The organism is Cohnella sp. OV330, from assembly GCF_900112065.1.
Classification (GTDB): domain Bacteria; phylum Bacillota; class Bacilli; order Paenibacillales; family Paenibacillaceae; genus Cohnella.
In genome coordinates this window covers 212,289-232,128 of record NZ_FOKE01000006.1, presented here as the reverse complement: position 1 = coordinate 232,128, position 19,840 = coordinate 212,289, and the positions used below count along the sequence as shown (strand labels likewise).

22 protein-coding genes are annotated in these 19,840 nt (G+C 62.1%); all 22 read right to left on the bottom strand.

Translation table 11 applies throughout. The features are described from left to right. Positions 1–38: 38 nt before the first annotated feature. Positions 39–2,126: a glycine--tRNA ligase subunit beta gene (glyS, locus tag BM235_RS16190; protein WP_090115096.1), complete on the bottom strand. Its 2,088-nt coding sequence runs from the start codon at positions 2,124–2,126 to the stop codon at positions 39–41. After that, complete coding sequence (glyQ, locus tag BM235_RS16185) at positions 2,119–3,006, bottom strand: glycine--tRNA ligase subunit alpha (protein ID WP_090115095.1); 888 nt, start codon at positions 3,004–3,006, stop codon at positions 2,119–2,121. Before glyQ ends, glyS begins: the two co-directional genes overlap by 8 nt. Positions 3,007–3,392: 386 nt before the next feature. Further along, positions 3,393–4,121 carry a DUF6081 family protein gene (locus BM235_RS16180; RefSeq protein ID WP_090115093.1) on the bottom strand — a complete coding sequence of 243 codons (729 nt, stop codon included), beginning with the start codon at positions 4,119–4,121 and terminating at the stop codon, positions 3,393–3,395. Between the two features lie 23 nt (positions 4,122–4,144). Further along, positions 4,145–5,065: a prenyltransferase gene (locus BM235_RS16175; protein ID WP_090115091.1), complete on the bottom strand. Its 921-nt coding sequence runs from the start codon at positions 5,063–5,065 to the stop codon at positions 4,145–4,147. Between the two features lie 138 nt (positions 5,066–5,203). After that, the gene (gene recO, locus BM235_RS16170; protein ID WP_090115452.1) at positions 5,204–5,968 is read right to left on the bottom strand and encodes a DNA repair protein RecO; all 765 of its coding nucleotides are present in this window, start codon (positions 5,966–5,968) and stop codon (positions 5,204–5,206) included. Positions 5,969–6,062: 94 nt separating this feature from the next. Continuing rightward, complete coding sequence (locus BM235_RS16165) at positions 6,063–6,215, bottom strand: YqzL family protein (RefSeq protein WP_090115089.1); 153 nt, start codon at positions 6,213–6,215, stop codon at positions 6,063–6,065. 136 nt (positions 6,216–6,351) lie between these two features. Then, on the bottom strand, positions 6,352–7,257 hold the full coding sequence (gene era, locus BM235_RS16160) for a GTPase Era (RefSeq protein ID WP_090115087.1): 906 nt from the start codon (positions 7,255–7,257) through the stop codon (positions 6,352–6,354). Continuing rightward, positions 7,254–7,703, bottom strand: coding sequence for a cytidine deaminase (gene cdd, locus BM235_RS16155; RefSeq protein WP_090115085.1), 450 nt, complete (start codon positions 7,701–7,703; stop codon positions 7,254–7,256). The genes era and cdd overlap by 4 nt, the downstream gene beginning before the upstream one ends. 40 nt (positions 7,704–7,743) lie before the next feature. After that, complete coding sequence (locus BM235_RS16150; RefSeq protein ID WP_090115083.1) at positions 7,744–8,115, bottom strand: diacylglycerol kinase family protein; 372 nt, start codon at positions 8,113–8,115, stop codon at positions 7,744–7,746. After that, on the bottom strand, positions 8,112–8,681 hold the full coding sequence (gene ybeY / locus BM235_RS16145) for an rRNA maturation RNase YbeY (protein WP_090115081.1): 570 nt from the start codon (positions 8,679–8,681) through the stop codon (positions 8,112–8,114). The genes BM235_RS16150 and ybeY overlap by 4 nt, the downstream gene beginning before the upstream one ends. Then, positions 8,678–10,942, bottom strand: coding sequence for an HD family phosphohydrolase (locus tag BM235_RS16140; protein WP_090115079.1), 2,265 nt, complete (start codon positions 10,940–10,942; stop codon positions 8,678–8,680). The genes ybeY and BM235_RS16140 overlap by 4 nt, the downstream gene beginning before the upstream one ends. Before the next feature lie 15 nt (positions 10,943–10,957). Then, on the bottom strand, positions 10,958–11,929 hold the full coding sequence (locus tag BM235_RS16135; protein ID WP_090115077.1) for a PhoH family protein: 972 nt from the start codon (positions 11,927–11,929) through the stop codon (positions 10,958–10,960). 6 nt (positions 11,930–11,935) lie between these two features. Beyond that, entirely contained in the window at positions 11,936–13,138 is a 1,203-nt protein-coding gene (gene yqfD, locus BM235_RS16130) for a sporulation protein YqfD (RefSeq protein ID WP_090115075.1), read from the bottom strand. A gap of 144 nt (positions 13,139–13,282) precedes the next feature. Next, positions 13,283–13,567, bottom strand: a complete 285-nt coding sequence (gene yqfC / locus BM235_RS16125; protein ID WP_090115073.1) for a sporulation protein YqfC — start codon at positions 13,565–13,567, stop codon at positions 13,283–13,285. Between the two features lie 213 nt (positions 13,568–13,780). Further along, positions 13,781–14,605, bottom strand: coding sequence for a sugar phosphate isomerase/epimerase family protein (locus BM235_RS16120; protein ID WP_090115071.1), 825 nt, complete (start codon positions 14,603–14,605; stop codon positions 13,781–13,783). Between the two features lie 158 nt (positions 14,606–14,763). Continuing rightward, positions 14,764–15,399, bottom strand: a complete 636-nt coding sequence (locus tag BM235_RS16115) for a hypothetical protein (RefSeq protein WP_090115069.1) — start codon at positions 15,397–15,399, stop codon at positions 14,764–14,766. 5 nt (positions 15,400–15,404) lie between these two features. Then, positions 15,405–16,394, bottom strand: coding sequence for a flotillin-like protein FloA (gene floA, locus BM235_RS16110; protein WP_090115067.1), 990 nt, complete (start codon positions 16,392–16,394; stop codon positions 15,405–15,407). A gap of 31 nt (positions 16,395–16,425) precedes the next feature. Next, the gene (locus BM235_RS16105) at positions 16,426–17,760 is read right to left on the bottom strand and encodes an NfeD family protein (protein WP_090115451.1); all 1,335 of its coding nucleotides are present in this window, start codon (positions 17,758–17,760) and stop codon (positions 16,426–16,428) included. A 275-nt stretch (positions 17,761–18,035) separates the two neighbouring features. Beyond that, on the bottom strand, positions 18,036–18,479 hold the full coding sequence (locus BM235_RS16100) for a GatB/YqeY domain-containing protein (protein ID WP_090115052.1): 444 nt from the start codon (positions 18,477–18,479) through the stop codon (positions 18,036–18,038). 15 nt (positions 18,480–18,494) lie between these two features. Beyond that, entirely contained in the window at positions 18,495–18,668 is a 174-nt protein-coding gene (rpsU, locus tag BM235_RS16095) for a 30S ribosomal protein S21 (protein ID WP_080840534.1), read from the bottom strand. 107 nt (positions 18,669–18,775) lie between these two features. Then, positions 18,776–19,132 carry a histidine triad nucleotide-binding protein gene (locus tag BM235_RS16090; RefSeq protein WP_090115050.1) on the bottom strand — a complete coding sequence of 119 codons (357 nt, stop codon included), beginning with the start codon at positions 19,130–19,132 and terminating at the stop codon, positions 18,776–18,778. A 93-nt stretch (positions 19,133–19,225) separates the two neighbouring features. After that, complete coding sequence (locus BM235_RS16085; protein WP_090115048.1) at positions 19,226–19,822, bottom strand: hypothetical protein; 597 nt, start codon at positions 19,820–19,822, stop codon at positions 19,226–19,228. Positions 19,823–19,840 lie beyond the last annotated feature (18 nt).

Genomic DNA, 19,840 nt, shown 5'->3' with positions numbered 1-19,840 from the left:
TGCATCCCTCCGTTCGATTGGCCGCGGCGCGGCCAGGGTCAGCCCGCGAGCTTGGCAAAGTCGGCGAAGCCGCGCACGTCGTCCGCGATCAGCCCGAGCAGCGCCAGCCGGTTGCGGCGGATCGCCTCGTCCTCGGCCATGACCATGACCGCCTCGAAAAACGCGGCGATCGGCCCGCTGAGCGCCGACAGCGCCGACAGCGCCTCGGACAGCCTCGCCTCGGCCGTCGCGGTCAGAATCTTGCCGTGCGCGTTCATCCACGCTTCGTACAGCGCGCCTTCGGCCGGGTCGGCGAACAGCGACGCGTCCACCTGGCGCGAATCCCCGCCCTTGGCCGCGAGATTCGCGACGCGTCCGAACGCCTCGGCCGCGGGACGGAACGTCTCGCGGTCATCGCCGCCGGCGGCAGCTTGCAGCGCCTGCGCGCGCAGCACCGTGCGGCGGACGTCGTCGCAGCCCGCGCCGAGCACCGCATCGGTGACGTCATAACGGATCTGCTGCTCCGTCAATACGTTCTTTACCCGCAGCGCGAAAAATTCGCTCAAGTCCCGCGAGACTTCGAACGCTTCGCGCTTGCCGAGGCCGGCGGCGGCATAGACGTCGAGGGACAGCTTGAACAGGTCGGACAGCTTGAGCTCGAGCCCGTGCGCCAGCAGCGTCGACACGATGCCGGCGGCCTGGCGGCGTAGCGCGTACGGATCCTGGGAGCCCGTCGGAATGATGCCGATCAGGAAGCAGCCGACGATCGTGTCGAGCTTGTCGGCGATGCCCACGATCGCGCCCACGAGCGAAGCCGGCGGATTGTCCGAAGCGTTGCGCGGCGAATAGTGTTCGTTGATCGCCGTGGCGACCGCAGGCGACTCGCCGAACTTAAGCGCGTAGTCTTCTCCCATGATGCCCTGCAGCTCGGGGAATTCGTAAACCATCTGCGTCACCAGGTCGAACTTGCAAATGTCCGCGGCGCGCGACGCGGCCGCGCGAACCTTCTCGTCCGCTCTCAGCAGCTCCGCGAGCTTGTCGGCGGTCACCCGGATGCGGCGCACCTTGTCGGCGACCGTGCCGAGCTCTTCGTGATAGACGATGCTCTCCAGCTTTTGCAGGAAGGCGTCGATTTTTCCCTTTTGGTCTTCGGCGTAGAAAAACTTCGCGTCCGACAACCGGGCGCGCAGCACCTTTTCGTTGCCCTTCGCGACGTTAGCCAGCGAAGCGGCGTCTCCGTTGCGCACGGTGACGAAGTGCGGCTGCAGCTTGCCCTGCGCGTCCAGCACCGGAAAGTAGCGCTGATGCTCGCGCATCGACGTGATCAGCACCTCCTGCGGGATGTCCAGGAAGGCCGGATCGAACGAGCCCGACAGCGCGGTCGGCGTCTCGACCAGGAAAAGCACCTCTTCGAGCAAGTCGTCCTTGATCGCGATCTCCCAGCCGCGGGATTCGGCGAGCTCGCGAAGCTGCGCCAGAATCGCCTCGCGGCGCGCTTCGACGTCGGCGATGACATGCTGGCCGCGCAGCTTCGACACGTACTCGGACGGGTCGGCGATCTCCGCGTCGGCGCCGAGGAAGCGATGGCCGCGAGTCGTGCGGCCGGTCTCGACGTCCGTGATCGCGAACGGCACGACCGCTTCGCCGTGCAGCGCGACGAGCCAGCGGATCGGACGCACGAAGCGAAGATCGTAGTCGCCCCATCGCATGTTCTTCGGGAAGGTCATCGACGTAACGATCGCGGGCAGCGCCTCAGGCAGCAGGCCGGCCGTCTCGACGCCGATGCTGGATTTGTTGGCGTAGACGTACTCAACGCCGCCGAGCTCCTTGAAGAACAGCGCCTCGGGCTCCACCGCATTGCTGCGGGCGAAGCCGAGCGCGGCCTTCGTCCATGCGCCGCTCTCGTCCAGCGCGATCTTGCGCGCCGGTCCTTTGACTTCCTCGCTGACGTCCTCCTGGCGGTCGGCCAAGCCTTTAACGATGACGGCCAGTCGGCGCGGCGTCGCGTAAGCGGTCACGCCTTCGTGCGCGAGACGGCTCGCTTCGAGCCATTTTTCGGTCTTGTCCTTGAGTTGCTCCATCGCGCCGCGCACGAACCGCGCGGGCACTTCCTCGAGGCCGATCTCGAGCAGCAGGTCCTTAGGCATTTTGGGGCGCCTCCTTCTTCAGCAGCGGGAATCCGAGACGCTCGCGCTCCTGCAGGAACGTCGCGGCGACCGAGCGCGCCAGATTGCGCACGCGGCCGATATAACCCGTACGCTCGGTGACGCTGATCGCGCCGCGGGCGTCGAGCAGGTTGAACGTATGGGAGCATTTGAGCACGTAGTCGTAAGCCGGGAACACGAGGTTTTCGTCCATCGCGCGCTTCGCCTCGGCCTCGTACGTCGAGAACAGATTGAACAGCATCGGAACGTCGGACACCTCGAACGTGTACTTGGAATGCTCGAACTCCGGATGCTTGAATACGTCGCCGTAAGAGACGCCGTTCACCCACTCGAGATCGAAAACGTTCTCCTTGTCCTGGATGTAGGAAGCAAGGCGCTCCATGCCGTACGTGATCTCGACGGCGACCGGATGGCAGTCGATGCCGCCTACTTGCTGGAAGTACGTGAACTGGGTAATCTCCATGCCGTCCAGCCACACTTCCCAGCCTAGGCCCCAGGCACCGAGCGTCGGCGATTCCCAGTTGTCCTCGACGAACCGGATGTCGTGCTTCAGCGGGTCGATGCCGAGCCGCTTCAGGCTCTCGAGGTACAGCTCCTGAATGTTGTCCGGCGAAGGCTTCATGATCACCTGGAATTGATGATGCTGGTACAGCCGGTTCGGATTTTCGCCGTAGCGTCCGTCCGCCGGACGGCGGGAAGGCTCTACGTACGCGACGTTCCACGGCTCCGGTCCGATCGTGCGAAGGAACGTCATCGGGTTCATCGTGCCCGCGCCCTTTTCGGTGTCGTACGGCTGAACGACGATGCAGTCCTGTTCCGCCCAGAATTGCTGCAGCGTCAATGTCATCTGCTGAAAATTCAAGTCCGCCACTCCTTCTTAAATTGGGATCGAATCCGCCTTTTCCGCGGCGCCGGAACGCGACAAAAAACTCCCGTCCCACGTCTGCCGCGCAGACATAGGGACGGGAGCTTGATCCCGCGGTTCCACCCTACTTGACGCCCGAAGATTTCGACGCGAGACCTTAGTCCGCCTTCCGCGACTCGCTCTCGCGCTCCTTCGTTTGCCCGCTCTTTGATATGGCCGTTCTCTCCGGAGCGCCCTTCGCCGATTCGTCGTGCCGGGCTCGCACCGCCCCCGGCTCGCTGCAGCTGCCGACAGGCAACCGGCTACTCTCTCCTTCAACGAGACGCATGCCATCGTTATGCAACATTCTAGCCGATGGACGCCGGTCGTGTCAAATGCCGGCGCTATTCCCGGATCGCGACCTTCACCGGCGAATACTCGGCGATGACCGTCTGGCCGTGTACCGACACGCTTCCCTCCGGCGACAGGTCCTTCTCCGTCATGATGCCGAGCGCGATCGTGAAGCGGTTCATCTTCACCGGCACTTCGCGCTCGCGCCTCACCTCGGCGCCGTTCAGGTAAAAGACGACCTCGTCCTCCGCGCGGTTGTATACGATCTTGTACGTATTGAATTCGCGCGCCTTGAAGTTCGTGTCTTCTTGGAATACGCAGAAAAACCGGGTCTTGTCCGACTTCGGCACTTCGACGCCCGGGAACGGCAGCACGGCGTAAACGGAGGCATACTTGTCGTTGCCCGCGAAAAAGTCGAGCGCGGCGCCCGTCGTGAAGTCGAGCAGGTTCAGCGATACATAGCCGTCGTACAGATCGCCGGGCGCCGTACCCGTGCTGCGGGCGCGAATGTCGAGCTCGAAGCTGACCTCGCCGTTTTCCGGCACGACGACCTCCTCGACGGAATAGTACATATGCTTCGCGTTGTCCAGTATCTGCACGCGGTCGTGGCTGCGGCTGAGCGGCGCCCGGACATAGAGGATGCCGTTGCGGACGATGACGACCGCATCGGGCTCGCGATATTCCCAGAACGTGCCGTCGGGCAGCGGAAAGCCGCCGATTTTCCACGTCTCTCCTTCGGATAAGATGCGATGAAAATCACCGAATACCAGCTGCTTTTCCATCGAAGCGGTCACTTCCCGTCATTTTATTGGATGAGGCCTTGGATAATCAGGCATACGATAAGGACGGAGCCGCAGCGGTTGGCGGCCCGCACGGAGGCGCCCATGAGCGGCAAATACGCCAGCGAGCTGTTCTGGTCTTGCAGCCGTCCGTAGGTCAGGTAAAGCGGAATCGCGGTGATCAGACCGACGAGCGCATAGACCGGCAGCGCGCCGGCGAGCACTGCCGCGACCAGCGACAGCGCCGCAAGGCCGAGCAGCAAGCGCGAAAATTGCAAAGCGCGGCGCTCGCCCCACACGACGACCAGCGTCCGCTTGCCCGCCGCCCGGTCCGCCTGCCAGTGAAGGAAATGGTGATTGAACAAAATCAGCGTCGTGAGCAAGCCGATCGGCAGCGCCAGCAGGATCGCCCTGTAATCGAACGTGGACGTCTGCACGTAGTAGGAGCCCAGCACCGGCAGCACGCCGAACGCGAGCAGGATCGCGATCTCACTATAGCCTTTGCCCCTGTAGCCGAAGCGGATCGGCGGCGCGACGTAGAAATAAGCGATGAGTCCGCCGAGCGCGCCGAAGACGAACGCCCATATTCCGCTCAGAAAGGCCAGCGCGACGCCGCTGACGGCGGCAAGCGCGAACAAGCCCCAAGTAACCGCCGCGAACGTGCGCATGCTCCACACGCCGTTCGTCAAATAGCCCGAATTGGTGCCGATGGCGTCCGCCGTATTTTTCGCTGCTTCGTCCGTGCCGTTCTTATAGTCCCAGAGATCGTTGATCATATTCGAAAACAGATGGGCCGCGCCGGAGCCGACGAGCGTGAGCAGCAGCAGCCAAAAATCGAAGACGCCGTCCCACACGTAAGCGCCCAGCGCCCCAAGCGCCACGGGCATCAGCATGACCGGGATGACGCGCATGCGCGAAGCCTTCATGAACCGTTTGAATGAATCCATCGTGCCGCATCCTTTCCAGTTATAATGGGCAAATTGCGCATAAGAAAACGGCCTCGCCGACCTGCCCGAATCCAGCGAACCCGTATCTTGGCTTGCATCGCGTATGTTACTTACTATAGTATAGCACATTTTGTCGAATTAGGGTACCGGTTTAAAGAAATCTTCGCCTCGTTCCCACTGATCCAAAAAATGCCGGGACTTCAAATTCAGCGCCAGATGGTGGTCGAACCACGTGCGCATGACCGTCGCCAGCTGCTTCGCCGTCGATTCCTTCACGGCCACGTTGCCGAGCCTCCGCATATCCATCGCGGAGAAGACGCGCAGCAGCTTCCATACGCCGTCCTCCAGCTCCATCGCCCTCGGATCGCGGTGGCGGCATAACGCGCATAAGGCCCCGCCCCCGGCGGCGCTGAAATAAAAAGTCCCATCCTCCCGACCGCAGCCTGCGCAGGCGTCCAGCATCGGCGCGTATCCCGCCGCCGCCGCGATCTTCATCTCGAATAAGCGGGCGACGATCCGGGGATTCTTGCCTTCCGATATCGCCGTCAAGCCGGCATGCAGCTGGTGATAAAGAAAAGCGCCCGCATCCTCGTCCTGGATGGCGCGGTCGCATAGCTCGACCAAGTAGGAGGCATAGGCGGCTTGGTCGAGACCTTCCCTGAGCCCTCGAAACGAATCGATGATCTCGCCGCTGTTCAAGCTTCCGAGGCCGCCGCCCTTGTAAAAGGAAAAATCGCCGAGCGTAAACAGCTGGGCGAGCGATGCGTAGCGGCTTTTCGGTTTGCGGGCGCCGCGGATGACGATGCCCTGTTTGCCTAGAGACGGCGTCATGATCGTGATGATCTTGTTGCCTTCCCCGTAATCGATACTGCGGATGACGATGCCTTCCGTCCGATAGAGCAACGGCCTCTCCCCGTTTCTGTCGCCCCTATAGGGCCGGGTCGCGCGCCGCAAAACGGTGCGCGACGAGCGCGGGCCGAAGCCGGTCATGGTGACTTTAGGCTCCCGCTCCGTTCTCTTCCCCTTCGCCCTCTGGAACCGGTTCTTCCGACGCCAGGCCGGCGGCTCCGGGCTGAATCATTTCCTTGTAAAGCAGGTAGGCTTCGATATCGCCGGTCTGCGTAAACACGTGCCACGTGAAATCCCGCAAAGCGCTCATCCTCCCCGGTGGAAATGAAATCTTCCCAAATCGCCACCGTTAGAATGCCACCGCCGCCGCGCGGGTATGCCTGACAACATTTGTCCGGAGCCTCCGGACGCCGCAAGACCGAGAACGCCGAGCGCGATTAATCGTGCCTAAAGCCAAGCGACTTCAGCACCGACTCCCGGTTGCGCCAGTCTTCCTTGACCTTGACCCAAAGCTCGAGAAAAATCTTGGAACCGAGCAGCCGCTCCATGTCATGCCGTGCACGCTTGCCGACTTCCTTGAGCGCCGCGCCGTTTTTGCCGATGATGATGCCCTTCTGCGAAGGCCGCTCCACGTAAATGACCGCGCCGATGTTGACGACGCCGTTGTCCCCGGTCCCCATGCTCTCGATCTCGACGGCGATGGAGTGCGGGATCTCCTCCCGGGTCGTCTGCAGGATCTTTTCGCGGATGAGCTCCGCGCAGATGAACTGCTCGGGATGATCCGTGATCTGGTCGGCGGGATAATACATCGGCCCGTCGGGCAGGTATCGGCCGATCTGCTCGAGGAGCGTATTCACGTTGTTGCCGTCGCGGGCCGATACGGGCACGACCTCGGTGAAGCTATGGAGCTTGCTGTATTTGCCGATGATCGGCAGCAGCGCTTCGGGCTGAACCTTGTCGATCTTGTTCAGCACGAGGAAGACGGGCGTGTTCACCTTTTTGAGCTGTTCGATAATAAACCGGTCGCCGCCGCCCAGCTCCTCCGATACGTCGGCGAGGAACAGGATCGCTTCGACCTCCTCGAGCGCGCCGAGCGCCGACTTCACCATGAAGTCGCCGAGCTTGGAGTTCGACTTATGAATGCCGGGCGTATCGAGGAACACGATCTGCTTGTCCTCCGTCGTGTACACGCCGTGAATCTTGTTGCGGGTCGTCTGCGGCTTGTCGCTCATGATGGCGATCTTCTGTCCGATTACCTGGTTCATCAGCGTCGACTTGCCGACGTTCGGCCTGCCGACGATGGCGACGAAGCCCGACTTGAATTTTCCTTTTGGTTCGCTCATTCTACTATCCTTCCCTCCGCCAGCTTCGCAGGCGTGAATGCGCCGGGCAGCAGCTCGGCGACCGTCATGATCGAGATATCTCCCTTAGCATTGCCCATAATGACCGGCAAATCCGGTCCGCCCAGCTCGACGAGCACCTGCCGGCAGACGCCGCAAGGCGTGATCGGCGCATCCGTCCGGCCCGTGACGGCGATCGCCCGGAAGCTGCCGGGCGCGTGGCCGTCCGCGATCGCGCGGAACAGCGCCGTGCGCTCCGCGCAGTTGCCGGGACTGTAGGCCGCGTTTTCGACGTTGCAGCCGTAATGGATCGCGCCCGCGCGATCGACCAGCGCGGCGCCCACCTTGAAGCCCGAATAAGGCACGTACGCCTTTTCCATCGCCTTGGCCGCCTCGGCCAGCAGTTGCTGCGGCGTCCAGCCGAGCGCCTCTATATTGATGTCCCCCATCTGTCATCCTCCGAATCGGTCCTCGCGAGGCCGAAGTCAATTAACCCGAGATCCGCTCCCATAGGGGCGGCAGAAGCACGATCAAGCCCACGGACGCCGCGAAAACCGAAGCGACCAGCACCGCGCCCGCCGCCGTATCCTTCGCCGCTTTGGCCAGCTCGCTCCGCTGCAGCGATGCATGATCGACCGCGCGCTCCACGGCCGTGTTGACCAACTCCGCGCAGAGCACGGCCGTGCATGCCGCGAGCAGCCACATCCAATCTCCGCGCGGCAGCCCGAGCCAGGCGGCGGCGATCAACACGACGGCGCTCGCCGCGAGATGGAACCGCATATGCGGCTCCGTACGCAGCGCGTGCGCGATCCCGAGGAGCGCCTGCCTGAACGACGCCAGCTCGGACTGGTTGCGGCTCACCGCGTCAGGCCCGCCTTTGCGAGTATCGCTTCCTGCTTGGCGAACATCGCCCGCTCCTCTTCCTCCGTGCCGTGGTCGTAGCCCATCAGGTGAAGGAAGCCGTGCACGAAAAGGAAGCCCAGCTCGCGCTCTGCGCTATGGCCGTATTCGACGGCTTGCTCATGCATCCGCGGCACCGAGACTACGATATCGCCGAGCAGCTCCTCGATGCGGCCGGCGCCCGTCTGAGGCTCGTCGTCGGCTTGCGTCTCGTCGTCGCCCGATTCGCCGTTCACGATATCGACCGTCGTCGTCTCGTAATCGTCCTCGTACAAAATCTCGAATTCCTCCGCGCCTTGCTCCCGCATCGGGAACGACAGAACGTCCGTCGCCTTGTCCAGGCCTCTGTACGTCCGGTTCAGCTCGCGGATGCCTTCGTTGTCCGTCAGCGTCAACGTGACGATCCCGTCTGCGACGCCCTCGGCTTCTCCCGCATCGTTCAACAGACGCGTCAACAGCGACGGCCAGCCCTCTTCGCCCGCGGAAGCTTCCTCGCGCTCGTCCACCCATTCCAGCTTCAGGCTCATGCTTCCCGCTCCTTTTTATCGTTATCGTTTTTTACGGCGCTTTCTTCCGGATATTTGATCCGCGAGTGGAACATCCCGATGACGGTCGTCTTCAGCGTCTCTTGGATCTGGTTCAGCTCCCGCACCGTCAGGTCGCATTCGCTCAACTGCCCGTCGTCGAGCCGTTCCTTGATGATCTTGGCGATGATCGACTCGACCTGCTCCACGGTCGGCGCTCCGAGCGACCGGACCGCGGCTTCGACGCTGTCCGCGATGCCGACGATGGCCGCTTCCTTGGACTGCGCCTTGGGACCCGGATAGCGGAAGTCGTCCTCCGTCCATTCATTCTCCACGCCGGCTTGTTCCGCCTGCTTAACCGCCTTGTAATAGAAAAACTTAAGGAACGTCGTGCCGTGGTGCTGCTCCGCGATGTCCCGGATCTGCTTGGGCAGCTTGTGGGCCTTCAGCATTTCCGCGCCGTCGCGGGCGTGGGCGATGATGATCGACGCGCTGACCTTCGGGTCTAGCTTGTCGTGCGGATTGTCTCCGCCGTTCTGATTTTCGATAAAGTAGAGCGGCCGCTTCGTCTTGCCGACGTCGTGGTAGAAGGAGCCGACCCGGCAGAGCAGTCCGTTCGCGCCGACCGACTCGGCCGCCGCCTCGGACAGGTTGCCGACCATCAGGCTGTGATGGTAGGTTCCCGGCGTCTCCGTCAGCAGCTTGCGAAGCAGCGGGTGATTCGGGTTGGACAGCTCCACCAGCTTAAGCGCGGACAGGATTCCGAACGTCATCTCGAAAAACGGCATGATGCCGATGACGAGGACGGCGGTCAGAAGCCCGCTCGCGAGCATGAAGCCGACCGACTGGACGAGCTGCGCCCGATCCGGGTCCGGGCCGACCAGCGTCAGCGCGGTCACCGCGAACGAGCCGAACAGGCTGACCATGATCCCCGCCTTCAGGATGGCCGACCGTTGGCTCGCCCGGTGGATCGCAAGCACCGACGTGAACAGCACGACCGCGGCGACGAAGCCGAAACGGAAATCGAACAGGCTCGTCTGCTCGACGTTCATGACGATGCTCGCGTGAATCGTGAAAAGCAGCGAGCCCACCATCGCGGTCTGCACGTCGATGAGCAGCGTCATGAGCATGCTGCCGAGCGCGAGCGGGGCGATATAGATGATATACGGCCACGCCTCGCTGTGCGCCAGCGCGACCAGGTGCATGACCAGTATATTGATGGCGAAAATGAATAAAAGCATGAGCCAATCGACGTTCGTCCGCTTCATCGCCGGCTTGGCCGCGGAAGCCGTCAGCTCCGCGTAGCTGTAGAGCGCGAGCATGAACAGCACCGCAAGCATGAGCGCGCCGAGCTGCGGCCAATACGTCCGCTGCTCCTGCAGCAGGCCGAAGGCGTCGAGCCGCTCGTAGGTTTCCTGGTCGATGACTTGTCCGGCCTTGACGATGACGTCGCCCTGCTTGATGACGACGAGCGGCGTATTCTGCTTGGCCTGGACCTTCGCTTCCTCGGTCGCTTCCTTGTCGTAGAACTTGTTCGGCGTCAGGACGAATCGCGACAGCTCCTGCACGATCTCCCGCTGGGTCTTGAGGGCCAGCGAGCTTCCGTTGACCAGCTCCGCCACCTTCGCGCGCGCGGCTTCGGCGTCCGTGATCGGATCCGCCATCAGCCTGCGGACGACGTCGCGGCCGACGGTACGCATCTCCGCGATCTGCTCGGTCGTCAGCTTAGGCAGCTTGTAAAACGTCTCTTCGGGTATCCGGTAGGCCTGCGCCTGGACGGCCTTTTTCATTTCCTCGAACAGGCTCGCCGAATAGACGCCCGAGCCCGAATTCGCGCTGATGAACGTATCGATAAACTGATCCACCCGATCCGGCAGCTCCGTGCGGTAGATCTCGATTTTCTGCTCCAGCGTCACCTGGTCGTCCTGGTTGAGCTGGTCGATGCGGACGAGGATGCTGTCAATCAGATTTTCGCTGTGCAGCGCCACGTACGGATAAATGGCGCCGATCTTTTCGGCCGCTTCTTCCTGGGCCTTGAGCGTCGCCTTCTCGTCGGTCGCCTGGTGCGGCGCCTTGATGTCGTGCTCGCTCTTCGCGCCCAGGGTGATATCGTAAGTCTCCGGCACGAGCCGCGTCGCCAGGCTAAAATAAAACAGCAGGACGAACGCGAGCAGCAGCAGCCCTTTGACCGCCGCGCTCTGCTTCCATCCTGCAGCAGCAAAGGATGATAAAATACCCGCCGGGCCGCTTCGTGTCCGATTCATCCGGCGCTCGCTCCTTTACGTAATTGTCTCGTCGTCCTTCTGATAAGCCACGATGATCTTCTGCACGAGCGCATGACGGACGACGTCCTGCTCGGAGAAGTACACGAGGCCGATCTCGGGAATATCCTTCAGAATGCGCTGCGCTTCGTTCAGGCCGGATTTCTTGCCTTTGGGCAGGTCGATCTGCGTCACGTCGCCGGTGATGACCATCCGGGAGCCGAAGCCGAGCCGCGTCAAAAACATTTTCATCTGCTCGCCGGTCGTATTTTGCGCCTCGTCGAGGATGACGAACGAGTCGTCGAGCGTGCGTCCGCGCATATAAGCGAGCGGCGCGATCTCGATCATGCCCCGCTCGAGCGCTTTGGCGACGCCTTCGGGACCGAGCACGTCGTTCAGCGCGTCATAGAGCGGGCGCAGATACGGGTCGACCTTCTCCTGCATATCGCCCGGCAGGAAGCCCAGATTCTCCCCTGCCTCCACGGCGGGGCGGGTCAGCAGAATGCGCTTGACGCGTCCTTCCTTGAGCGCGGCCACGGCCGATACGACGGCGAGATAGGTTTTGCCGGTGCCTGCCGGGCCGATGCCGAACACGATGTCCTTTTTGCGGATCATCGTAATGTAATGGCGCTGCCCGAGCGTCTTGGGAACGATCGGCTTGCCTCTGAACGTCGTCGTGATCTCGCCCTGGAACAGCGCGAGCAGCTGGTCGGCCTTCATTTCGCGGGCCAGCTCGAAGGCGTAGCGCACGTCGCGCTCCCCGACGGTAAGGCCGCTGCGGATCAGCTGGAGGACCGTGTCGAAAAATTGTTGAAGAGACCGCAGGTCGCTCTCCGCGCCCTCGACGGTAATCTCCGCGTCGCGGGAATGGATAACGGCTGCCGTCTCCTGTTGGATCATACGTAGATACTTGTCCTGCGGACCGAACAAAGCCAGTCCCTCCGCGGCGTTGCGGAGAGGAATCGTAATAAACTGCCTGCTGTCTGTCAAAAAGCCTCATTCCCCCTGCGTCTTGGGATCGGTCGCGATCGGGCGCCGTACGGCAATCGATTGTTCGATTTCAAACAGTACGCGTATCATCACTTTACCATTCTCCGTTTGTTCATGCAAAATTTTTTCCGCCTTGATGACGGCGTCCTCGCCCGCCGCGGACAAAGCTTCCGCCCGCGCTTGCGCCAGCCCCGCTTCTCTCGCCGCATCGGGCGTCAGGCGTTCGCTCCGTTTTTCGACCGCCATTTCCTTTTCCTTCAAGATCGCGAAGGGCAGCGTCCAGCTCCCCCACTTGAACGTCCGCCAATCCGCGAACGTATTCGACGCCGTATACGGCTCTTGGCCGTAGCCGCTCGTCTGCAGCGCCCGGTTGCCGATGACGAGATAGGTCCGGTCCGCCGAATCGCCCGTATAATAGTTCGTGCTCCGCGCAAGCGGCGACACGATGCCGTATTCGTACCAGACGAGCCCGCGCACTTCGCCTTCCGAAGCGACCAGCTTGACCCGTTCGGCCTCGCCGAGCTGTCCGGAGATCAGCGTCTCTCCCTTCCGCACGCGCGCGTTGCGCGCGACCTGCGGCTTGCCGCTCTCCGCGACGATCCGCGTCACGACGGCGTCCGCCTTCGCGATCAGGTCGCTCGGTCCGCTTTCTTTATTCACTTCGGGCTTGTTCGACCGAACGACGTTAATGACGTATCGCGTCCCGCTTTTCTCCACGCCCACCCACGCCGCGTCGGGCAGCCTGCGAGCGAGCCGGTGCGCCAGCTCCGTGGCATCCGGCAGGCGGGGTGACCATTGCAGCGGCCGAATGCCTTCCGCGGCCGCGGCCTTGCGGATCTCCGCCTCGGGCACCGTCTCGTCCGTATGAACCTGCACGTCCCAGACGAGCGTCGACAGCGCGAACAGCGCCGCGACGAAAAACAGCAAGCCGCCCGCGAACGTCTTGCGCCGCGATAGGCGGCCCAGCTTGAAAGGCAGGCCGCGACGCTCCAGCACGCGCGGGCGGCTCCCCGCCATGCGAAGCAGCGGACGCAGCGAGAAAAAGTCCGGCACGGACACCCAGAACGACAAGCGCCCTTCCCGGTCGTATGCGATCCCCCAAAGTTCTATCCGATTCGAGCCGGCGGCGTTCAAAAAGATCCGGCTGTCCCCGCCGACGAGTCTGACGCGCACGCTGCCGCGCATGAAGCTTAACCATTGACCCTTCAACGGCTTCTCCCCCTCTACAGGCTTGTCCTGCCGCTTGAACGCCGGCGACCGCCGCTGCGGCGCCCCGCACGTCCGTCTATGCGACCGGCTGCCGGTCCCGAGCCGGGACCGGCCACAGCGCACAGGCGCTCCCGGCCGCCGCTCTCAATCGCCCGGATGCAGCAGCACGCCGGTGATTTTTCCTTCGACGAACACTTCCTCGCCGCCGATGAGCCGGATGACGAGATCGCTCCCGACGATTTCCAGCTCGCCGCGGTCCATCGCGAGCCGCAGCCGATCCTGCGAAAAGTGAAGCACGCCGCGGTGATTTTCCACCGTCAGCTGGAGTCCCGCGATCATCGTGATCCGCGGCACGTCCAATACGACGTCCTGCGGCAAATCGAGGACGCGGGCCGTCCATTTGCGCAGCTTGCGTCCGACACGCGGCATGACGCGTCCCCCTCCCATACGTTCCATCTATATGCGGGGCGCGTTGGGAATATGAGAACGGCGGCAGCGGCGCCGGCGGCGAGCAAGGCATGAAAAAAAGCCGCCAAGCCTGCTCGGGCAGGCTGGCGGCGCTTGAAGATGCGATATTCGGGTCACGGGACGCCCCGATAGACTTGTACGCTGTGACGGCATGGCGCGTATGCTCGCTGCCCTTTAGCGATCCGCCCTGCCTTCGCGGCCGAGCCGAACTAAGTTTTTCAGTGTAGAAGCATCTTTTAAAAACTGACCGATCTCTCCGTCCTTCACGAATTCCAACAGGAGATAACGCGGGTTGTCCATGCTCCGCAGAACGTCCATGTATGCTCGCCATGCCGCTTCGCCGGCTTCGAGCGGCTGCTGCCGGCGCAACTCGTCATAGTGGAATACGTGCACGTTGGAGAGCCATGGCAAGAAAGCCGTCAGCGTCGTCAAATTATTCGGTGCGGAAACCGCAATCTGGGGCTGCCAATACAAGGTTACGTTGTCGCTGGCAATCGAGTGGATAAGAGAAACGGACGAAGCTGCCGTGTCTGCCAGCGTGCCGTCGTGGAATTCCAAGGAGAGTCCGATGCCCCGCTGCTTTGACAGCTCGGCGATGCGCCTCATTTCTTCTACGATCCGGCGGCGCAAGTCATCGTCCGCTTCGGCCGAGCCGACGGATCCCGCCCAGATTCGGATGGACGGGGCGCCCAGCGCTTCTGCCGTATCCAATACAAGCGAAAAATTCGCGTCGCCGCCGACCCGATAATACGAACCATAGGAGGACACCCGAAGCCCCGCGGCCTTTGTCATGTCGCGGACTTGCCTGGCAAGCTGAAGTTCGCCTGGCGGCACGTGGACGTCCCCGCCCCATTCGATCGCGTCAAGGTCGGCTTGCGCGGCGAGCGATACGATCTCATCTGGGGACAGCTTGCGAAAGGTTACGGATACGATGCCGGTGGATAAGATAAGATCAATCCTTTCGGCCCTTGGGCGGAAGCTGCCGCCTAGGAAGTTCAAACATTATACAAGCATTTTATACGATAAGGGCTTTGTTCAAAAGGAGAAAATCGCAGCCTAGCGGCGTTTCAACCTGCCTGCCGCATCGCAAAAAGCCGCCTTGCCGGGACGATCTCCGAGCAAAGCGGCTCAAATGCTCATGCGTTAAGCAGCGTTCGCTATCTTCGAAAAGGCTTGCGCGAGCGGGGCGGCCCTAGAATCTCGGCCCACAACACTGCGCGGGCCAGCTCGCTGTGCCTCGGCCTAGCCGGCGCTCCAGCGCCCTGCGACTGCGCGGATGCGTACAGCGGCGATGCTTTCGCGGCCGCGTGATAGGCTGCGTCCTCGCGCGCGGCTTGTGCCGCGGACGCCGAGGGCGCGCCTTCGCCGCCCGATTCGCCTTCCCCCGCCCACGGCACGGGCGCCGGCGGCGGACTGCCCGGGCTGCGGTAGACGATCTGCTTGTCTCCGGCGGCAGCGCCGCGCCCTTCCTCCGCCGTGTTTGAGCTTTGCGGACGCGCCGGCAGCGTCACGATCGGCGGCTGCCTCCGTTCGTGCATTGCCGGTCCTTCCCGCCGCTCGATGGGCTGCTGCGCGGTCGTCGGCCTCGGGGCCGGCTTCGGATCGGAGGCCGGCCGCATCGGCCGAGGCAGTCCGCCACCGCCGAAGTCCGGCATGCGTCCGGAAGGACGACTGCCCGGCTTGTCGCCGGGGGGCTTCTCAAGCGGCGATTTGCGCAGCAGGACGAACAGGATGCCCAGCACCACGATGACAAAATGAATGTTCCCGAGCAAAAAGCGGATCAACTGCTCCATGGCGATCAGCGCTCCTCGCCGTTGTTAGAACCCGCCTCGCCCTTGCCGATCGAACCGCGCATTTGCGTATCCGCCTCGAGGTTTTTCAGATTCATATAATCCATGACGCCCATCTTGCCGCCTCGCAGCGCTTCGGCCATCGCAAGCGGCACGTCGGATTCGGACTCGACGACCTTCGCCCGCATCTCGACGACGCGCGCCTTCATCTCCTGCTCCTGCGCGACGGCCATCGCGCGGCGTTCCTCCGCCTTGGCCTGCGCGATGCGCTTGTCGGCCTCCGCTTGCTCCGTTTGAAGATGCGCGCCGATGTTTTTGCCGATGTCGACGTCCATAATATCGATGGACAGAATCTCGAAGGCGGTCCCTGCGTCGAGCCCTTTAGCTAGCACCGTCCGCGAGATGAGATCGGGATTTTCAAGTACGTCCTTGTGCGAATTGGCCGAGCCGTTCGTGCTGACGATGCCTTCGCCGACGCGGGCGATGATCGTCTCTTCGCCGGCGCCGCCGACGAGCCGGTCGATATTTGCGCGTACCGTGACCCTTGCCTTGACCTTCACCTCGATGCCGTCTTTAGCTACGGCCGACACGACCGGCGTCTCGATGACGCGCGGGTTGACGCTCATCTGCACGGCCTGGAGCACGTCGCGCCCCGCCAGATCGATCGCGGCCGCCCGCTCGAACGGAAGCGGAATATTGGCCCGTTGCGCCGCGATCAGCGCGTTGACGACGCGGTCGACGTTGCCCCCGGCAAGGAAGTGGCTTTCCAGCTGATTGATGTTAAGGCCTAGCCCGGCCTTGGTCGCCTTGATCATCGGGTTGACGATCCGGCTCGGCACGACGCGGCGAAGCCGCATGGCGACGAGCGTGATGATGCTGATCCGCACGCCCGAGGCGAGGGCGGATATCCAGAGCATAAACGGGAAAAAGCTGAAAAACACGGCAAGCGCGATAATAATCAGAGCGCCGATAATCAAAAGCTGTACATTCGGATCCAAATGCAATCCCTCCGCATCGAAATAATTAATGTTATTCGGCCTGTTGCACGGCCTTGACCAAGATTCGCGTGCCGTCGACGGACACGACCTCGATCCGCTGCCCGGCGTTCAGAAATTGTCCGCTCGAGATGACGTCGACGCGCCTGCCTCCGATCTCCGCGACGCCCGATGGACGAAGCGGCGACAGCGTCACGCCCTCGCTCCCTACGAGCAACTCGCGATCGTCCCCGCTCGGGACGAAGCCCTGCTCCGTCGTCAGACGCTCTTGCAGGATGAACCGGTTCCAAATCCCCCGCCTGCGGAAGACATATGCGGTGACTGCAACCAACGCCAGCGCGATTAGCAAGGCGTAGCCCAGGGACCCGAACGCGTTGCCCGTATCGAAGGCGGCCGTAACGACGCCGCTGACGATGCCCGCCCCGCCCAACAAACCGAGAATGCCGAAGCTCGGGACGAACATTTCCAAGACGATAAAGACGACGCCCGCCACGAACAGCACGATCGATTCCCGTCCTGCGAAGCCGGCCACTTGCTGCCCGAAAAAGTACAGGCCGAACGAGAGCAGCCCCAAAATGCCCGGTACGCCGAAGCCTGGTACGATCAGCTCGATCAGCACGCCGGCAATGCCGACGATGAGCAGAAGCGTCGATATCCCCGGACTCGTCAACGTCTGCGAGACACGTTCGGCAAGGGTCGGATTTTCGTGAATGACCATGAGCTCTGCAAGCCCTTCGGCCGCGATCGCCTGCTCCGCCGTCTCCGCCTGCCCTTCCGCATACCCTACCTTCAGCGCCTCATCGGCACTCAGGGAGATGATCTCGCCCTTCGGCTTGGTCCAGTTCAGGCCTTTGACCTCGACGACCGCGTTCGGATCCACCATGCCGACGGCGATCTGTCCGTCCCGGCCGTTCATCTCGGCTGCCGAGCTCATCTGCTTGCTCCAAAAGGAAACGATCTTCGGGCTCTCGACGGCCTCTCCGGCGGCATTCACCACCATCGCGGCGCCTATCGTGGAGCCGGGCGACATGTAGAGGCGATCCGCGTTCAACGCGATGTACGCGCCAGCCGACGCGGCTTTGCCTTTGACGAACGCCATCGTCGGAATCTTGGCCGAACGGATGCGCTCTCCGATCGCTTCCGCGCTCGCCAGGCTGCCTCCCGGCGTATCGATCTCCAGCACGGCGAGCGCGGCGCCGGCTTCCTCCGCCTCCTTCAATGCCCGATCCAAAAAAGAGGCGAGTCCGCGTTCTACCGTCATTTTAACCGGAATGACGTATACCGAATAGCCTTCCGCGGCGGCGGGTTGCGCTTTCGACTCCGCGTTGGCCGAGACCGTGCCCGCCATTAACGCGACAACGATCAGCATCAGTGACGCCAGCGGCCCAATCAGCCGAGCGAAGGTCCGCCCTGCCTTTCTTTTCGTTCCTCCATGACGGGTCAAAAAGCTTCTCCCCCTCCCTCGGGAAACTCGGATTGCGGCGATTTTGCGACATACCGCATTCCGTATGCCTTTCTGTACGTGATGTAAGGGCTTTACGTTTCATTATTGCGCCTCGGACTGCCCAGCATCGCACCCTTAAGTTGCCGCGAAAACGCAAAAAGCACTCTCCTGACGGAGAGTGCCTGTCGTTCTCGAGATGATCATTGCAGTAGTTGTTGGACGATCTGGTTGACGAGCTTACCGTCCGCGCGTCCCTTCACCTTGGGCATCAAAGCGCCCATTAACTTGCCCATATCGGCTTTGGAAGAAGCACCGGTCTCTTGAATGGTCTGTTTAACGAGAGTCTTGATTTCTTCTTCGCCTAGCTGTGTGGGCAGGTATTCGCTGATGATGTCGATCTCCGACGCTGCGGCCGTGGCCAGATCGTCGCGGCCCGCTTTGCCGAATTCCTGGAGGGAATCCTTGCGTTGTTTGACTTCGCGGCTCAGGATCTCGATAACTTCGTTATCCTCGAGCGGGCGGCGCAGCTCAATCTCTTGATTCTTGACCGCCGCACGAACCATGCGAATCGTGGTCAGGCGAAACTTATCCTGGGCCCTCATCGCCTGCTTCATGTCTTCGTTCAAACGGTCCGCGAGGTTCATAATGCGTTATTCCTCCTAGAACTTGCGTTTACGAGCAGCCTCGGACTTCTTCTTCCGCTTAACGCTCGGTTTCTCGTAGTGCTTGCGTTTTTTCAGTTCCGCGAGAACGCCGTCTTTAGCGATCGAACGCTTGAAGCGGCGGAGTGCAGCGTCGAGTGTTTCATTTTTGCGAACTTTCGTTTCGGACACCTGTTTTCCCTCCCTCCGGAACAGACCACAACACACGGTTATCAAACTTCATTATAGGCGATCGGGAAAGGCAGTGTCAACTTTCCCGAGGCCGATTTTGAAAGGAATTATGCTTGCGCCGGACGGGCGTTCAGCGGTCCCAGTTTTTCCCCGCCCAGCACGTGGATATGTACGTGGTACACTTCCTGCCCGCTGTCGGGATTGCAGTTGTTGATCAGACGATAGCCGCTCTCGGCGATGCCCGCGTCCCTAGCGACCAGCTGCGCGGCGAGCATGAGCTTGCCCAGCAGCAGCGCGTCCTCCGGCCCGGCGGCGTCCATCGTCGGGATCGGCTTTTTAGGAATGACCAGCACATGCACGGGCGCTTGCGGGCGGATGTCCTTGAAGGCCAGCACGTCCTCGTCCTCGTACACGATATCGGCCGGAATCTCGCGGTTGATGATCTTGGTAAACAGCGTATCCATAGGCTCAGCCTCCAGCTTGTGCTTCGTATATGAATATCATACTCTACGCCCGCAGGGCTCGTCCAATCGCGACCCGCGCTCTCGGGAAAACCGTCAACCGATCGCGGCGGCCGCTTCCTTCAGCGCTTTGACGAAGTCCTGCGCGACGGGCACCCAATCGACGCCGGCCTGCATTTGCCTGAAACGGTCGGCCCCCGTAGGCGCCGTATAAGCGCCAAGTATGCCGGACAGCTTGTCCGCGGATGCCGCCGCCGCGGTCAGGGTAGCCCGCTCTTCCTGTGTGAGCGCTTCGCCGCTAGCGCCGATAGGCGCTAGCGCGACGCTGATTTTCTGTATCGGCTCGGAGGCGGCCAACATGGCATCTTCCTTGCTCAGGCCCGTGCGCGTGCCGGATTGAAACAGCACGCCGGTGCCGCATTCTCCGGCGGAGATGTCAAGCTTGCCCAACATCTTTGCTGCCTGCATGCGGGCTTCCTCGTTGTCCGCTTCGAGCAGCCCGACGGAGCCATCCTTCAGCGCAGTCGCGTACAAAATGCAATAGTTGTAGCTCGACGCAAGCCGCTGGCCCCGTTCGGTCTTGAGCGATTGCCCGTCCAAAAGCACCCGCGAGAACAGCACGACGATCAGGAACGTCAACATCGTGATGATCGCCAGCATGATCGGTACGGTGTATTTCTTTTTGCCTGACATGACCCCAGTCCTCTCGAT

Bases quoted from the DNA above. Each gene is read 5' to 3' on its own strand.
- glyS (WP_090115096.1), bottom strand. From the start codon at position 2,126: ATGCCTAAGGACCTGCTGCTCGAGATCGGCCTCGAGGAAGTGCCCGCG.
- BM235_RS16180 (WP_090115093.1), bottom strand. From the start codon at position 4,121: ATGGAAAAGCAGCTGGTATTCGGTGATTTTCATCGCATCTTATCCGAA.
- BM235_RS16175 (WP_090115091.1), bottom strand. From the start codon at position 5,065: ATGGATTCATTCAAACGGTTCATGAAGGCTTCGCGCATGCGCGTCATC.
- era (WP_090115087.1), bottom strand. From the start codon at position 7,257: ATGAGCGAACCAAAAGGAAAATTCAAGTCGGGCTTCGTCGCCATCGTC.
- cdd (WP_090115085.1), bottom strand. From the start codon at position 7,703: ATGGGGGACATCAATATAGAGGCGCTCGGCTGGACGCCGCAGCAACTG.
- ybeY (WP_090115081.1), bottom strand. From the start codon at position 8,681: ATGAGCCTGAAGCTGGAATGGGTGGACGAGCGCGAGGAAGCTTCCGCG.
- BM235_RS16140 (WP_090115079.1), bottom strand. From the start codon at position 10,942: ATGAATCGGACACGAAGCGGCCCGGCGGGTATTTTATCATCCTTTGCT.
- yqfC (WP_090115073.1), bottom strand. From the start codon at position 13,567: ATGCCGCGTGTCGGACGCAAGCTGCGCAAATGGACGGCCCGCGTCCTC.
- BM235_RS16115 (WP_090115069.1), bottom strand. From the start codon at position 15,399: ATGGAGCAGTTGATCCGCTTTTTGCTCGGGAACATTCATTTTGTCATC.
- BM235_RS16105 (WP_090115451.1), bottom strand. From the start codon at position 17,760: ATGCTGATCGTTGTCGCGTTAATGGCGGGCACGGTCTCGGCCAACGCG.
- BM235_RS16100 (WP_090115052.1), bottom strand. From the start codon at position 18,479: ATGAACCTCGCGGACCGTTTGAACGAAGACATGAAGCAGGCGATGAGG.
- BM235_RS16090 (WP_090115050.1), bottom strand. From the start codon at position 19,132: ATGGATACGCTGTTTACCAAGATCATCAACCGCGAGATTCCGGCCGAT.
- BM235_RS16085 (WP_090115048.1), bottom strand. From the start codon at position 19,822: ATGTCAGGCAAAAAGAAATACACCGTACCGATCATGCTGGCGATCATC.